General features: G+C 73.3%; 14 protein-coding genes. 4 read left to right on the forward strand and 10 right to left on the reverse strand.

Annotated features, from left to right (window positions below):
* The 4 genes from DQ237_RS15800 (at nucleotide 1) to DQ237_RS15815 (ending at nucleotide 3,828) form a co-directional block, all read left to right on the forward strand.
* Nucleotides 1–360, forward strand: a complete 360-nt coding sequence (locus DQ237_RS15800; RefSeq protein ID WP_113801084.1) for a hypothetical protein — start codon at nucleotides 1–3, stop codon at nucleotides 358–360.
* Nucleotides 361–429: 69 nt separating this feature from the next.
* Nucleotides 430–1,419 carry an ATP-binding cassette domain-containing protein gene (locus DQ237_RS15805; protein ID WP_113801158.1) on the forward strand — a complete coding sequence of 330 codons (990 nt, stop codon included), beginning with the start codon at nucleotides 430–432 and terminating at the stop codon, nucleotides 1,417–1,419.
* On the forward strand, nucleotides 1,416–2,174 hold the full coding sequence (locus DQ237_RS15810) for an ABC transporter permease (RefSeq protein ID WP_113801085.1): 759 nt from the start codon (nucleotides 1,416–1,418) through the stop codon (nucleotides 2,172–2,174). The genes DQ237_RS15805 and DQ237_RS15810 overlap by 4 nt, the downstream gene beginning before the upstream one ends.
* Nucleotides 2,175–2,535: 361 nt before the next feature.
* Nucleotides 2,536–3,828: a PhoH family protein gene (locus tag DQ237_RS15815; protein WP_113801159.1), complete on the forward strand. Its 1,293-nt coding sequence runs from the start codon at nucleotides 2,536–2,538 to the stop codon at nucleotides 3,826–3,828.
* A gap of 25 nt (nucleotides 3,829–3,853) precedes the next feature.
* Here the strand turns inward: DQ237_RS15815 and DQ237_RS15820 are convergent, their stop codons facing one another.
* The 10 genes from DQ237_RS15820 to DQ237_RS15865 form a co-directional block, all read right to left on the reverse strand.
* The gene (locus DQ237_RS15820; protein WP_240619676.1) at nucleotides 3,854–4,117 is read right to left on the reverse strand and encodes a hypothetical protein; all 264 of its coding nucleotides are present in this window, start codon (nucleotides 4,115–4,117) and stop codon (nucleotides 3,854–3,856) included.
* Complete coding sequence (locus DQ237_RS15825; protein ID WP_113801086.1) at nucleotides 4,114–7,260, reverse strand: hypothetical protein; 3,147 nt, start codon at nucleotides 7,258–7,260, stop codon at nucleotides 4,114–4,116. Before DQ237_RS15825 ends, DQ237_RS15820 begins: the two co-directional genes overlap by 4 nt.
* Nucleotides 7,241–9,286 carry a flagellar biosynthesis protein FlhA gene (gene flhA / locus DQ237_RS15830; RefSeq protein WP_113801087.1) on the reverse strand — a complete coding sequence of 682 codons (2,046 nt, stop codon included), beginning with the start codon at nucleotides 9,284–9,286 and terminating at the stop codon, nucleotides 7,241–7,243. The genes DQ237_RS15825 and flhA overlap by 20 nt, the downstream gene beginning before the upstream one ends.
* A 74-nt stretch (nucleotides 9,287–9,360) precedes the next feature.
* A complete protein-coding gene (locus DQ237_RS15835; protein ID WP_113801088.1) occupies nucleotides 9,361–10,509 on the reverse strand; it encodes a flagellar biosynthesis protein FlhB in 1,149 nt (382 codons plus the stop codon).
* Between the two features lie 3 nt (nucleotides 10,510–10,512).
* Nucleotides 10,513–11,277 (reverse strand): flagellar biosynthetic protein FliR, encoded by a 765-nt coding sequence (gene fliR / locus DQ237_RS15840; RefSeq protein WP_113801089.1) that lies wholly within the window; start codon nucleotides 11,275–11,277, stop codon nucleotides 10,513–10,515.
* Between the two features lie 5 nt (nucleotides 11,278–11,282).
* Nucleotides 11,283–11,558: a flagellar biosynthesis protein FliQ gene (gene fliQ / locus DQ237_RS15845; RefSeq protein ID WP_113801090.1), complete on the reverse strand. Its 276-nt coding sequence runs from the start codon at nucleotides 11,556–11,558 to the stop codon at nucleotides 11,283–11,285.
* Between the two features lie 2 nt (nucleotides 11,559–11,560).
* Nucleotides 11,561–12,403, reverse strand: coding sequence for a flagellar type III secretion system pore protein FliP (gene fliP, locus DQ237_RS15850; RefSeq protein ID WP_205730245.1), 843 nt, complete (start codon nucleotides 12,401–12,403; stop codon nucleotides 11,561–11,563).
* Nucleotides 12,400–12,831, reverse strand: coding sequence for a flagellar biosynthetic protein FliO (locus DQ237_RS15855; RefSeq protein ID WP_166509650.1), 432 nt, complete (start codon nucleotides 12,829–12,831; stop codon nucleotides 12,400–12,402). The genes fliP and DQ237_RS15855 overlap by 4 nt, the downstream gene beginning before the upstream one ends.
* On the reverse strand, nucleotides 12,828–13,565 hold the full coding sequence (gene fliN / locus DQ237_RS15860; protein WP_113801091.1) for a flagellar motor switch protein FliN: 738 nt from the start codon (nucleotides 13,563–13,565) through the stop codon (nucleotides 12,828–12,830). The genes DQ237_RS15855 and fliN overlap by 4 nt, the downstream gene beginning before the upstream one ends.
* Entirely contained in the window at nucleotides 13,562–14,695 is a 1,134-nt protein-coding gene (locus DQ237_RS15865) for a flagellar motor switch protein FliM (RefSeq protein ID WP_240619677.1), read from the reverse strand. Before DQ237_RS15865 ends, fliN begins: the two co-directional genes overlap by 4 nt.
* Nucleotides 14,696–14,759 lie beyond the last annotated feature (64 nt).

Here is a 14,759-nt window from a genome sequence, read left to right on the forward strand (position 1 = left end):
GTGTCCGGCCCGTCGCGAGCACGGTTCCTCGGTCTGTGGACCGCGGCCTGGCTGGCCGTGCTGCTGGTGCTCGGGATGCTGCGCTTCGGCGATCCCGCCGTCCAGTGGCCGGTGCTGCTGGTCCCCGCGCTGTGGGCACTGGTCGCGCTGCGTCCGCGTCGTGGACCTCGCCCTGCCGGGGCCCGGCCGGAGCGTCGGCCCCGACGGGCGTCCAGGGCGGACGAGGACGACCCGGGCCGGTACGAGGACCGGTACGAGGACCCCTACGAGGAGCAGCCCCCGCTCCCGCCGGGGATGCGGACCGACACCGTGGAGCGGCCGGCCCTGCGCCGGCAGCACGGCGAGGACGACCGGTGGTGAGCCCGACGGTCTGACGCCGTCGGAGAAACCGCTGGAAACTTGTCGGTGGGCTGCCCGATGCTGTCGGCCGTGATCCACGCCCGCGGGCTCGCCCGCACCTTCCGGAAGCGCAAGCAGGAGGTGCACGCCGTCGTCGGCGTCGACCTCGACGTCGAGGCCGGTGAGATCGTCGGCTTCCTGGGGCCCAACGGTGCCGGGAAGACGACGACGCTCCGCATGCTCACCACCCTGCTGGAACCCACCGCCGGCGAGGCGACGGTGGCCGGCTGCGACCTGCGGGCCGATCCGGTCGGCGTGCGCAGGCGGATCGGTTACGTCTCCCAGAGCGGCTCGACCGCGCCCGAGGCTCGCGCGGGGGAGGAGGTCGTCGACCACGCCCGGCTCTACGGCATGAGCCGCGCCGAGGCGACCGCGCGCGGGCAGCAGCTGTTCGGGGAGCTGGACCTCGACGGCATGTGGGAGCGCCAGCCGAAGGCGATGTCGGGTGGCCAGCGGCGGCGTCTGGACATCGCCATGGGCCTGATCCACCAGCCGGGCCTGGTGTTCCTGGACGAGCCCACCACGGGGCTGGACCCGCAGGCGCGCGCCAACCTCTGGCAGCACATCCGGGCCCTGCGCGAGGAGCGGGGCACGACGGTCTTCCTGACCACGCACTACCTCGACGAGGCCGACGCCCTGTGCGACCGGATCCTGGTGATCGACCACGGCTCGATCGTCGCCGGGGGAACGCCCGACGAGCTGAAGTCCCAGGTGGGTGGCGACGTCGTCACCGTGACCGTGGACCGCGAGCTGGTGCCGGAGGTCGCCCGCCTGGCCGCCGCGCTCCCCGGCGCGGAGGAGCCACAGGTGCTCGAGGACCGGGTGGTGGCACGGGTCCCGCACGGCGGCACGGCCCTGGTCGAGCTGGTCCGCGCGCTGGACCGGGCCGGCCTCGTGGTCAGCGGCATCGAGAGCCGCCGGCCGAGTCTGGACGACGTCTTCCTCGGCCTCACCGGTCGTTCCCTGCGCGAGGCCGGGGCACCCGCGGCCGCGCCGGCCCCGGAGGTGGCCGTCCGATGAGCACACTGCTGCGCGACACCGGCATCGTCTTCAACCGCGCGATGCGACTCTCGCTCCGCAACCCGGCCTGGTTGGTCATCAGCCTCATGCAGCCGATCCTCTACATCCTGCTGTTCGGCCCGCTGCTGGAGCCGCTGTCCGGGCAGCTCGGCTCGGGCAACGCCTACCAGATCTTCGTGCCCGGGATCCTGGTGCAGCTCGGCATCTTCGGAGCGCTCTTCGTCGGGTTCGGTCTGATCGCGGAGTACCGGGCCGGCGTCGTGGAGAGCCAGCGCGTGACCCCGGCCAGCCGGACCGCCCTGCTGCTGGGGCGGGTGCTGCGCGACGTCGTGGTGCTGCTGGTCCAGGACACCCTCCTGGTGCTGGTGTCCCTGCCGCTCGGGCTGCGGGCGCCGGTGCTCGGTGTCGTGCTGACACTGGTGGTGATCGCCCTGCTGGGAGCGGCGTTCGCCTCGGTCTCCTACGCGCTCGCGCTGACCCTCAAGAGCGAGGACGCGTTCGCGCCGCTGCTCAACGCCTTCGTCCTGCCGGTCCTGCTGCTGTCCGGGATCCTGCTGCCGATGTCGCTCGCGCCCGGCTGGCTGCAGGCCATCAGCGACGTGAACCCGCTGAAGCACGTCGTCGAAGGCGCCCGGGCCTTCTTCGACGGGGGGTACGACACCTCCACCGCCTGGTGGGGTGTGGCGATGACGCTGCTGCTGGCGGTGGTGGGCTGGTTCTTCGGCGTCCGTCGTTTCCGTCGCGAGTCGAGCTGATCCCGGTAGCCGTGCCGTCTCCTGGGGTCGATGTGACGGCGGTTACCTACTTGGGGTGAACATCAGGTTCCGAACCGGGTCGCGGAGGCGCCTTTGTCGGCGGGCGGGCCTACCGTCCGCAGTGGAAGGCGAGCCACCCTCGCCGTCCGCGGGAGGCCCGGTTGGTGCTGACGAGTTCGTCGACCAGGGGGGCCGGCACCCGGCCCCTGCGCCGGGGCCCGGCCACCTTCGAACCGGGGCGCGCCTCTGCCGTGAGGCCGCGTCCCACGGGAGCCGACACATGACCGAGCTCGCGAGGTCCGTAGAGCACAGCACCTCTGGGCACGCCCGGGACGAGCGCCAGCGAGGACCTGGCGTGACCATGTCTCGCCGTTCGTTCGTCCTCGACACCTCCGTGCTGCTCTCCGACCCGCGGGCGCTGCTGCGCTTCGGCGACGCCGACGTGGTGCTCCCGCTCGTCGTCATCGGGGAGCTGGAGGACAAGCGCAACCACCCCGAGCTCGGCTGGTTCGCGCGGCAGACGCTGCGCACCCTCGACGACCTCCGGGTCCTGCACGGCCGACTCGACGCCCCGGTCCCGATCGGCGACGCGGGCGGCACGCTGCACGTCGAGCTCAACCACAGCGACCCCTCGGTGCTCCCGGCCGGCTTCCGCAACGACAGCAACGACTCGCGGATCATGGTCGTCGCCCTCAACCTGCGGGCGGAGGGCCGCGACGTCTGCCTGATCACCAAGGACGTGCCGCTGCGGGTCAAGGCGGCCGCGGTCGGGCTGGACACCGACGAGTACCGCGCCCACGACGTCGTCGACGCGGGCTGGACCGGCATGGCCGAGCTCTCGGTCGACGACGCGGTGCTCGACGCGCTCTACGACTCCGGCGAGGTGTTCCTGGCGGCAGCCGCCGAGCTGCCCACGCACACCGGGCTCGTGCTGCTCTCCTCCCGGGGCTCCGCACTGGGCCGGGTGACCCCGGACAAGCAGGTGCGCCTGGTGCGCGGGGACCGGGAGGCCTTCGGTCTGCACGGGCGCTCGGCCGAGCAGCGGGTGGCGCTGGACCTGCTGCTGGACCCCGAGATCGGCATCGTGTCGCTCGGCGGCCGGGCGGGCACCGGCAAGTCGGCGCTCGCCCTGTGCGCCGGGCTCGAGTCGGTCATGGAGCGGCGGGCGCACAAGAAGGTCGTCATCTTCCGGCCGCTGTACGCCGTGGGCGGGCAGGAGCTCGGCTACCTGCCCGGTGGCGAGGGCGAGAAGATGTCGCCCTGGGCCCAGGCCGTCTACGACACCCTGGGTGCGCTGGTCTCCACGGAGGTCCTGGACGAGATCGCGGCCCGCGACCTGATCGAGGTGCTGCCGCTGACGCACATCCGCGGGCGCTCGCTGCACGACTCGTTCGTCATCGTGGACGAAGCGCAGTCGCTCGAGCGGGGCGTGCTCCTGACCGTGCTGTCGCGGCTCGGCACGAACTCGCGGGTGGTGCTCACCCACGACGTGGCCCAGCGCGACAACCTGCGGGTCGGGCGGCACGACGGCGTCACCGCCGTCATCGAGAAGCTCAAGGGCCACGTGCTCTTCGCGCACACGACGCTCACCCGGTCCGAGCGCTCGCCGATCGCGGCCCTGGTGACCGAGATGCTCGAGGACCTGCCGCTCTGACCTCGGGGGAGTCGGCCGCCGCCGGTCAGGCGGCGGCCGGCTCCTCGTCGGCCTCGTCGTCGACGGCGGGTCGGGCCGTCGGACGACGCTTGGGCTTGGGCTTGGGCTCGGGCTTCGGCGGGGTGGCCACGGCGCGCACCAGCGCGACGGCGGCCCACCCGGCGAGCAGGCACCACGGCAGCCGGCTCACCATCTCCTCGGTGGTGAAGTCCCCGCGCAGCCCGAGGGCGAGCACCGGAACGGCCAGCACGAACCCGACGAGGAGGACGTCCCAGCGGAAGGGGCTCATGCCTGCGGGTTCTCCAGGCGCTCGCAGAGCAGCGAGGCCCAGCGGTGCGGCGTGGCCCGGACACCATCCAGGAGGGCCACGGGCGTGTCCAGGTGACGCAGCACCGCCGCCGGGTCCGCGCTCAGGTCGGTGTCCTGCACCGCGAGCGCGTCCACGCGGGTGAGCCCGGCCAGCCAGAGCTCGACGTCCTCGGGCTTGCGGGTCGCCTCCACCAGGGCCCAGACGGCGGCGGGGGACCAGACCGCGAGCATCTGCTCCATCCAGTAGGCGTCGCCGCGCAGCGGGGCGTCGACGGCGACGATCGTCAGGGTGCCGCTGGCGGCGGTCTCCTGGCGGCGCTCGATCGCGGTGTCGATGGTCGAGACACGGCTGGCGCTGGGCGCCAGGCCAGCCAGGTCGCCGCGGGTCGCCCACTGCACCCGGTCGGGGTCCAGCCGCAGGGTCGCCGCGAGGGACTGCGCCGCCCGCAGCGTCTCCACGCCGGGGCCCACGACGAACAGCACGTCGCCCGCGCCGGAGGGCAGCTGCGGGATCGCGGGCAGGCTGCCGGCGAGGGCGCGGGTCAGCGCGGCGTACGTCCCGTGCGAGAGGACCTGCTCCGCGAACCCGGCGCCGAGCAGGTCGGCGGGCAGACCCAGGGTGCGCAGCCGGGCGGCCACCTCGGCGCCGCGGCCGGCGGCGGGAACGTCCTCGTCGGTGTCGTCGAGCTCCGGCATCTCCGGCAGGTCGGGGCCGGCCATGAGCGGCGCCACCGGGAGCCGGGTCACCGTGGCCAGCGTGCGCGCGGGGGCGCGGCCCGCCTCGTCGCGCGAGGGCGGCACCGCCTCGGTCTCGGTCTCGGCCGCGAGGGGCTTCTCGGGGCGCGGGCGGGCCGGCGGGACCGCCGGACGGGACGCCGACGGCGGCACCGGCGGCAGTCCGCCACGCGTGCGCGAACCGGGCAGCGGGGGCAGCAGGGAGACGCGGGGCATCACGGTCGTGGCGTCCATGGACATGGTCATGGGCGCGGGGTCGCTGGCCGTCCGGGCGAGCAGCGGGGCGAGGTCGCCCGCTGCCTCGGAGCCGGCAGAGACCTGGTCCTGCGCCTCCTCGACCGCGGCCGCCTCGACCGCGGCCGCCTCGACCGACCCGGCCTCGTCCTCGATCTCGACCTCGACCTCGAGCCGGGCCTCGTCCTCGCCCGCGTCCGCGACCTCGAGGTCCGCAGCCGCCTCGGCGGAGGGGCTCTCGACCGGCTGCGCCTCGATCGGCTCGGCGGCGGTGACCTCGGCGGCGGTGACCTCGGCAGCGGTGATCTCTGCGGCGGTGTTCCCGACGGTGGTGGTCTCGGCCCAGACGTCGGCGGCAGGATCCGCTGCCTCCGCCGTCACCTCGTCCGGAGACGCGGGTGCCTCGGCGGGCTGTTCGGTGCCCGATCCGCTCTCCTGCCGGAGCACCTCTGCCCAGATGGGGGCATCCGTGCTCGACACCGGAGCGGACTCCTCGATCACCGGCTCGCCCCAGAGGGGGGTGTACCCCGGTGCCGGCGCGGGCGCGTCCCAGCCGAGGCCGGTGCTGCCCGACGTCGGCAGGGGGATGCCGAACAGCGAGTAGTTGGCGGTCAGGTTCCAGTTCGACGACGGCAGCTCCGTCGGCGCGGGCTCCTGGGGCGCGGGCTCGTCGGACGAGGGCGCCTCGGGGGTGAGGTCGGTGGGAGCCGCGGCGGAGAGCTCGACCTCGACGGGAGCGGGCTCGGTCCCGGTGGCGACGACGGCCGGGGTCACGGCCTCGATCGGGGCGGCGGGGGCGACCACCGGCGCCGCCTCGACAGCGGCCGCCTCGACGGGAGCGGGCGCCGCCGCCTGCTCGACGGGCTCGGCGAGCGCCTCCTGCGGGGAGTCACCGGCCAGCATCTTGCGCAGGATGCCCGCCAGCGCCTCGTCGGACTGGCCCTGCGCGAGCGCCGAACGCAGCACCTCGGCGATCTCCTCCTGCCGGGTCGACACCGGAGGGGCGGGAGTCTCCTCCGCGGCCGCCCAGGCGGGGACGGTCGAGGACGTGCTGGTGGAGGGCGCCGTGACGACCTGTTCTTCCACGGTGGTCTCCTCCTGCGCAACGGCCCTGGACCGCGTCGACGTGTCTGCTGAACGGATGGCCGCGGCGAGGGACGGCCGGGGAGTGCGGGTGTCGGGCGCGGCGGCTCCGTGCTTCTCGCGCTGGCGGGAGGCGGGTTCCGGGGCCAGACGCTCCGGCTCGAAGGCCTTCGGTCCGGCGGGCTCCTCCAGGGCGTGGGCGACCGCCTGCTGCACCTCTCGGTCGCCCGACACCATGCGGGCCAGGGCAGCCGTGAACGGAGAGGGCGCGTCGCCGGGCTCCGCAGCCGCCGCGAACGGGGAGGCGCCGAACGGCGACGGAGTGGCCGTGGAGCTCGCGCCCACGAACGACGAACCGTCGGACGCCGAGCCACCGGACGCCGACCCAACGGACGCCGAACCAACGGACGCCGAACCAACAGACGTCGATCCCCCGAACGCCGAGCCACCGGACGCCGACCCGCTGAAGGGGGAGCTCGGTGCGGGGGTGCTGACCTGCGCCGGCGCCGGCCGGGGTGCCCGGCTGGTCGAGGTGCGCGGGAACGCCGCGCGCGACGCCTCCGCCGACAGCGCGGCGGACGACGTGGCCAGGGCGCCACCGGCGGGGGAGGAGGCGCGCGGGGCGGCCGCGGGCAGCCCACCGAGCAGACCGGCGAGCTCGTCCAGGCGGTCCTGGTCGTCGGCCGCGGGAGCCGGCGCGGCAGCCGGGCGGCTGCCGGTCAGCGGACCCCGCGCGGACTCGACCGGGCGGGCGGCCTCGGCGGCCCAGGCGGCGGCGCCGTTGCGGGCAGGCGCCGTGGTCCGCGCGCGCGCCGGCGCGGCGGCTGCGAGGGGCGACTCGAACGAGCTGACGCTCGCGGCGGGGGAGGGACCGGTCGACGGGGTCGGCGCGCCGGGACGGGCGAACTGGTCGGCCACCTCGGCCACGTAGCGCTCGGTGGCGAAGAACCCGAGCACCCCGCCGGAGCGCACGCGGCGGACACCCACCACGCGCGCGTGGGGGCCGAACTGCTCGCGCGCCGCCGCGATCGCGTCGTCGCGCGTGGCGGCCTCAACGGATCGCAACGGCACCGCTCACCACTCCCAGCGACTCGATCTGCGCTGTCCGGGACACCTCCGCGTAGGAGATGACGGGCAGCCGGGGAAGAATCTGGCGCATCAGGCGCGACAGGGCCGCGCGGACCTGGGGCGAGCAGACGAGCACCGGGGACAGCCCCGACCGCTCGGCCTCCTCGAGCATCCCGCTGCAGCCGCTGACCAGGGCGTCGACGGCCCCGGCGTCCAGGGCCAGGACGGCGCCCATGTCGGTCTGGCGGACCGCCTCCAGCAGTCGCTGCTCGAAGCCCGGCTCGAGGGTGAAGACGTGCAGCCGCTCGTCGGGAGTGACGTAGGGCTGGCTGATCGCCGAGCCGAGAGCCGACCGGGCCGCCTCGACGAGACCGTCGAGTTCGGTCGAGGACTTCGCACGTACAGAGAGTGCCTCGAAGATGCGGACGAGGTCCCGGATCGACACACCCTCGGCGAGCAACGCGTGCAACACGCGTTGCACTTCTCCCAGCGTGAGCAGCGTGGGGGTCAGCTCCTCGACGACGACGGGGTGCGAGCGGCGGATCATCTCCACCAGCAGGCGCACGTCCTCGCGGCCGAGCAGCTCGGCACCGTTCTGGCGGACGACCTCGGCCAGGTGGGTGGTGATCACCGAGGACCGGTCGACGACGGTCGCGCCGGCCATCTCCGCGGCCCGCTGGAGCTCGGCCGGCACCCACTTGGCAGCCAGCCCGAACACGGGCTCGCGCGTGGGCTTGCCCGGCAGGCCGTCGAGCGCGTCCCCGATGGCGAGGACCGTGCCGGCGGGGGAGCTGCCCTTGGCCACGGGGACGCCGTTGAGCCAGATGACGTACTGCGAGGACGGCAGGTCCAGGTTGTCGCGGGTGCGGACCAGCGGGATCACCAGGCCGGTCTCCATGGCGACCTTCCGGCGCAGCGCCTTGACCCGGTCCAGCAGGTCGCCGCCGCGGGAGGCGTCGACGAGGTCGACCAGGTCGAAGGCGACCTCGAGCTCCAGCGGGTCCACCCGCATCTTCTCGGCGATCGCCTCCGGGGAGTCCGGTGCAGGCTCGTTCTCGGCGGCCTCCGCGGCGGCCTCGGCCTCCTCGTCGACCTCCTCGACGTCGGCCATCCGGCTGGCGATGAACAGGAAGATGCCGCCGACGAGCAGGAACGGCAGCTTGGGCAGGCCGGGGATGAGGCACAGGGCGAGGGCGGCGCCGCCGGCGATCCGGACCGGCAGCCGGAACCGGCCGAGCTGCGCGAGCAGGTCGGTGCCCATGTCGCCCTCGGTCGCCGACCGGGTCACGATGATGCCGGTCGCGGTGGACATCAGCAGCGCCGGGATCATCGAGACCAGGCCGTCGCCGACGGTCAGCAGCGAGAAGGTCGAGACGGCCTCGCCGGGGGCCATGCCGCGCTGCATCACGCCGATGGCGAAGCCACCGATGAGGTTGACCAGCGTGACCACGATGCCGGCGATCGCGTCGCCCTTGACGAACTTCGAGGCACCGTCCATCGAGCCGTAGAAGTCGGCCTCGGCGGTGACCTCCTGGCGACGCTTGCGCGCCTGCTTCTCGTTGATCAGGCCGGCGTTCAGGTCGGCGTCGATCGCCATCTGCTTGCCGGGCATGGCGTCGAGGGTGAACCGCGCGCCGACCTCGGCGACGCGGCCGGCACCGTTGGTGATGACCACGAACTGCACGATCGTCAGGATCAGGAAGATCACCAGACCGACGATCAGCGAGCCGCCGATGACGATGTGCCCGAAGGCCTCGATCACCTTGCCGGCGTAGCCGTCGGTCAGCACCAGCCGCGTCGAGGAGACGTTCAGCGAGAGCCGGAACAGCGTCGCGATGAGCAGCAGCGACGGGAAGACCGCGAAGTCCAGGGGCCGCTTGATCTGCATGGCGACCAGCAGGACCAGCAGCGCGATGGCCAGGTTCAGGCCGATCAGCAGGTCCATCAGCGGCGCCGGGAGCGGCACCACCAGCATGAGCACGATGGCGACGACGCCCACGGGGACGGCGACCTTGCTGAGCCCCTTCACTGGCCCACCTCGGGCGCGGACGACGGACGCTGGCTCACCCCTCCCTCATCGGCAGGCCGGTGCCGGGCCGGTACCTACGCGGCCGTCGCCGTCCGGCGTCGCCCGGCCTTCGGCAGGCCCTCGACGTCGGGGGCCTCGAACCCCGGCCGGTGGAACCCACCCCGGACCCCGCGCACGCCCAGGTGCATGACGAACGCCAGCACGCGCGCCACGGCGTTGAACAGCTGCGGGGGCACCTCCTGGCCGATCTCGCACGAGGCGTGCAGGGCGCGGGCCAGCGGGATGTCCTGGACCAGTGGCACGCGGGCCTCGGCGGCCCGCTCACGGAGCTTGGCGGCGACCTCGCCGGCGCCCTTCGCGACCACCCGCGGCGCGCCCTTGGCCGCCTCGTACTTGAGCGCGACGGCGACGTGGGTGGGGTTGACCAGCAGCACGTCGGCCTCGGCGACCTCGCTCATCATCCGGTTCCGCGACATCTGCATCTGGATGCCGCGGCGGTGGGCCTTCATGTGCGGGTCGCCCTCGGACTGCTTGTGCTCCTGCTGGATCTCGTACTTGCTCATCTTGAGCTGCTTCATCATCTTCGTCCGCACGACGACGTAGTCGGCGACGGCCAGCACCAGGCCGGTGACGGCGACGACGCGGAACATGAGGACCGCGGAGTCGGCGAAGGTGGCCGCGACCGCCGACAGCGGCAGGGCGCCCGAGGCCGACACGAGCTCCTGTGCCCGGTCGCTGGTGACGATGACGACGGTCCCCAGCGCAGCGGTCTTGATCAGGGCCTTGCCGGTCTCCCAGAGCCCCTGGGTGCCGAACATGCGCTTGAGGCCGGGGACGGGGTTGAACTTCTTCAGCGTCGGCTTGATCGGCTTGCTGGCGAAGTGCACCCCGCCCTGGGAGGCGGACGCGACGATGCCGACGACCATCAGGCCGAGCGCCGTGGGGAGGAGCGTGGTCAGGAACGTCGTGAGGGCCTGACCGAGCAGCGCCGTCACGGTGTTCACGTCGGGGTTCTTCACCACGGTGGCGACGTGCACGAACAGCTCCTGGACCGCGTCGAACGCGCTGCCCACGAGCATCGGCAGCAGGGCGCTGGCCGCTGCGATGCCCAGCCACGTCCCCAGTTCCTGGGTCCGCGGGATCTGGCCTTCCTTGCGCGCCTTCTTCAGGCGCTGGGGAGTCGGCTTCTCTGTCTTCTCACCACCCGGGCCGTCCTTGGCCATGGCTCACCCGCTCCGCAGCGACATCATCGCCCGGGCGCCGTGCTCGAGCAGGGCGTCGAGGGCGGGCGGGAGCAGCGGGAAGGTGAGCCCGAGCATGGCCAGCGTGAGCATGATCTTCACCGGGAAGCCCATGGTGAAGACGTTGAGCGCGGGTGCGGCGCGGCTGAGCAGGGCGAGGGCGACGTCGGCCAGGAGCAGCACGGCCACCATCGGCCCGGCGATCTGGATCGCGGCCAGGAACATCATCGAGAAGGCCTTGATGAGGACCGCGGCGATCTGGTCGGTCGGCACGTCCCCGCCCACGGGCAGCCCCTGGTAGGAGGTGGCGAAGCCCTTGACCATGAGCAGGTGCCCGCCGCTGGTGAACAGCAGCGTGCTGGCCAGCAGGTAGTGCAGCCGGCCCAGCGAGCTGTTCTGGGTCATCGCCATCGGGTCGTAGCCCGGCTGCAGGGAGAAGCCGCCGGCGACGTCGAGGATGTCGCCGGCCATCTGCACCGCGGTGAACAGCACCTGGACGACGAAGCCGAGCGCCGCCCCGATCACCACCTCCGTCACCGCGGTGACCACGAGGAAGCCCGCGGTCGGTGCCGGCAGGGTCGGGGCGATCTGGGTGGAGAGCAGCACCGAGAGGGCCAGGGCGAGCGCGCCCTTGACCGCACCGGGGATGACGCGGGAGTTGAAGGGCGGCGCCAGGAGCACGAAGCCGGCGGCACGCGCCGTCCCGAGCAGGAGGGCCGCGAGGGTGACCGCCGGGACCGAGAGGTCCATGGCCGCTACGTCCGGTCGAGCAGCGCCGGCAACTGGTCGAACAGGGTGTGGGTGAAGCTGACCAGCTCGGACAGCACCCAGTTCCCGGTCACCAGCAGGGCGATCGCGACGGCGATCATCTTGGGGACGAAGGAGAGCGTGGCCTCCTGGATCTGGGTGGCCGCCTGGAACAGCGAGATCAGGAAGCCGACCAGGAGGGCGGTCAGCAGGATCGGTGCGGCCACCTTGGCGGCGACCATCATCGTCTGCGCCGCGATGTCGGTGACGTCGGCGTCACTCATGGTCAGCCACCCCCGTACGAGCCCACGAGGGCCGTGGTGATCAGCGCCCAGCCGTCGACGACGACGAAGAGCAGCAGCTTGAAGGGCAGCGACACGATGGTCGGCGGGACCATCATCATGCCCAGGGCCATCAAGGCGGCGCTGACGAGCATGTCCAGCACCAGGAACGGGATGAAGATGACCAGCCCGATGATGAACGCGCTCTTCAGCTCCGAGAGCACGAACGCCGGGATCAGCGTGGTCATGCTGACCTGCGACGCGTCGGCCGGGGCCTCCTCGCCGGACAGGCCGACCATGAGCTTGAGCTCGTCCTCGCGGGTGTTGTCGAGGAGGAACTCCCGCAGCGGGACGACGCCGGCGTCGTAGGCCTGGGACACCGTCATGGTGCCGTCCATGTAGGGCTGGACGGCGACGTCGTTGATGTCGGAGAACACCGGGCCCATCACGAACAGCGTGAGGAACAGGGCGATGCCGGTGAGCACCTGGTTCGGCGGCGAGGTCGCCATGCCCAGCGCGTTCCGGGTCAGGCCGAGCACCACGATGATCTTGGTGAACGAGGTGGCGAGCAGCAGCACCGAGGGCGCGACCGACAGGACGGTGATCGCCAGGATCAGCGTGATCGAGCTGGACGGCGAACCGTCGCCGATCGAGATGTCCACGTTGCCGTCCACCGCAGGGGCGGTCGGCGCAGTGGGAGCGGTCGGGGCGGTCGGCGCGGCCGAGGCGGGCCCGGCCAGGACGACCGCGGCCACCGTCGCGAGCAGCACCAGCAGGAGGAGCACGGCGGCGCGGCGACCCGTCCGCGGGCTCCCCCCACGCGGCAGTGCCCGCAGCGAGGCGGTCATGACCGGCGCACCGTCCGCTCGCGCAGCTCGTCCACGAGCGTGCCCCAGCCGTTCCGGTCCAGGACCGAACCGGCCAGCACACCCTCGGAGGAGCGGGCGACCTGGACCGGAGCTGCCTCGTCCTCGTCCTCGGCCGCTGCCAGGCGGGTCCGGGACGGACGGCGCTGGTCCAGTGCGGCGTCCACGGCCTCGCCGTCCACCTCGGCGAGCAGGGTGACCTGCTCCTCGGTGGCGCCGATGACGAGCACGACGTCGGCGATGCGGACGACGTTGACCGAGCTGGCCCGGCCCATGCGCTGGCGGGCGACGACCTCGATGAGGCCGTTGCCCTGCCCGAGCCCGCGCTTCTTGGCCAGCTTGGCGGCGAACCAGAGCACGCCGCCGATCAGGGCGAGGGAGAGGAAGAGCCGGATGATCATCCAGGTCATGACGCCTGCCCGAGCTCGGCGGCGTCGGTCACGATCTCGCTGATCCGCAGCCCGAAGTCCTCGTCGACGACGACGACCTCGCCGCGGGCGATGAGCGTGCCGTTGACCAGCAGGTCGGCCGGGGCGCTGGCGGCGCGGTCGAGCTCGACCACCTCGCCCGGGTGCAGGGAGAGCAGCTCCTGGACCGTCATCCGGGTGCGGCCGATCTCCACGGTGACCTCCATGGCCACGTGGCGGAGCAGCTCGAGGCTGCCGCGCTGCTCGCGGGCGGCCGGGAGGGTGACCTGCAGGGCGAAGGTGGCCTGGTGCTCGCCGTCGGCCATGAGCGGCACGGCGACGAACATGCCCTTGTCGCGCAGCCCGTCCAGCGCGGCGACCGGCTCCTCGGCGCGCTCGGAGGCGACCCGGACGCGGCCGAGGGTCGCGGCGGCGGCCTCGAGCGCCGGGCGCAGCGCGGCGGAGACGTCCATCTGGCCGACCGGGGAGTTCTCCAGGGCGTCGACGACCTCGCCGGAGATCACCAGCACCACGTCGCCGGAGACCTCGCCGGACAGGCCGGCGGTGACCGCGACGGCCGCGGCCGGGGGCAGCGGGACCGAGTCGGGGTCGTTGACCGGTGCTCCGGGGACGAGCCCGGAGGTCGAGGGGACGAGGGCGGCCGCTGCCTGGGCAGCGGCGGCGACCACCGCCGTGACGGTCTGGGAGTCCTGCGAGTCGGAGCGGGGCGCGGTCATGCGGAGTCCTTCACGGCGTGCGGAGCGTGCGGGGTGGGGACGATCGAGGCGGCCAGACGGCGCCGGTGGTTGCTGGCGATCGCGTAGGCGAACGTCACGTCGTTGGTGGTGACCTCCAGCGGGCTGTCCCGCGGGTGGCGGAGCAGCAGCACGTCGTCGACGGCGAGCGAGAGCAGGTCGGAGGAGGAGACCGTCAGCGGGGCGAACCGGACGCTGACGTCGACCGGGACGAGGTTCAGCCGGTCGGTCAGGGCCTCACGGGCGCGCTGGCGCTTGAGCAGCGCCTGCTCCGACAGCTGCGGCGAGGCCGCGTTGTTGAGGGCCTGGGCGAACGAGGAGAACGGCAGCACCACGGTCGCCTCGCCCTCGCGCGGGCCCACGGCCATGTCGAAGGTGGCCACCATGACCGTGTCGGAACCGGCGGCCGCCTGCGCCAGCTGCGGGTTGTACTCGCGGCCGACCAGGACCGGCTGGATCTCGGTGATGGGCTCCAGGGAGCGGGCGAACTCGTCGAGCAACCGCTCCAGCAGGTGGTTGGTGATGCTGGTCTCCATCGCGGTCATCGGCCGCTTCGGCTGCGCGGCGTTGCCGGAGCCGCCCAGCATGTGATCGACCATCGCCATCGCGATGTCCAGCGGGAAGGCGAGCAGGCCCTTGCCGGCGATCGGCTCCATCGTGAACGTGGAGATGAAGCTCGGGTCGGGCAGCGTCCCGATGTAGTCGTCGTAGCTGAACTGCTCGATGCCGAGGAGCTCGACGCGGGCGCCGGCGCGCAGGAACGTCGTCAGGATCGTCGTCGCCTGCCGGGCGAAGCCCTCCTGGGCGATCTGCATGACCCGGACGTGCTCGCGGGAGAGCTTCGTCGGACGGCGGAAGTCGTAGGTGCGGGGCGCCCCGCGCCGGCTGCGGCCGGTCGGTGACACGGTCGGCGGCGTGGGAGCGGGGGAGACGGTGGGGGCCTGCGCGTTCTCGGCCGCCGCGGCCGGCGCGGCCTCTGCGGGCGCGGCCGCCTCGGGAGCCGGTGCCGCGTCGGGCGCTGCCGCCTCGGGGGCTGCCGGCGGAGCGGCCTCGGGAGCCGCGTCCGGGGCCGGCGCGGCGTCCGGAGCCGGTCCGGTCTCGGGGGTGGTCACGCAAGACCTCATCGGCGGATCGCGGGACCACTCTGACCGGGCGGCTGCGCCCGCCGGGAGTGGT

Source organism: Blastococcus sp. TF02-8 (genome assembly GCF_003319175.1).
In the GTDB taxonomy this organism is placed as follows: Bacteria; Actinomycetota; Actinomycetes; order Mycobacteriales; family Geodermatophilaceae; genus Blastococcus.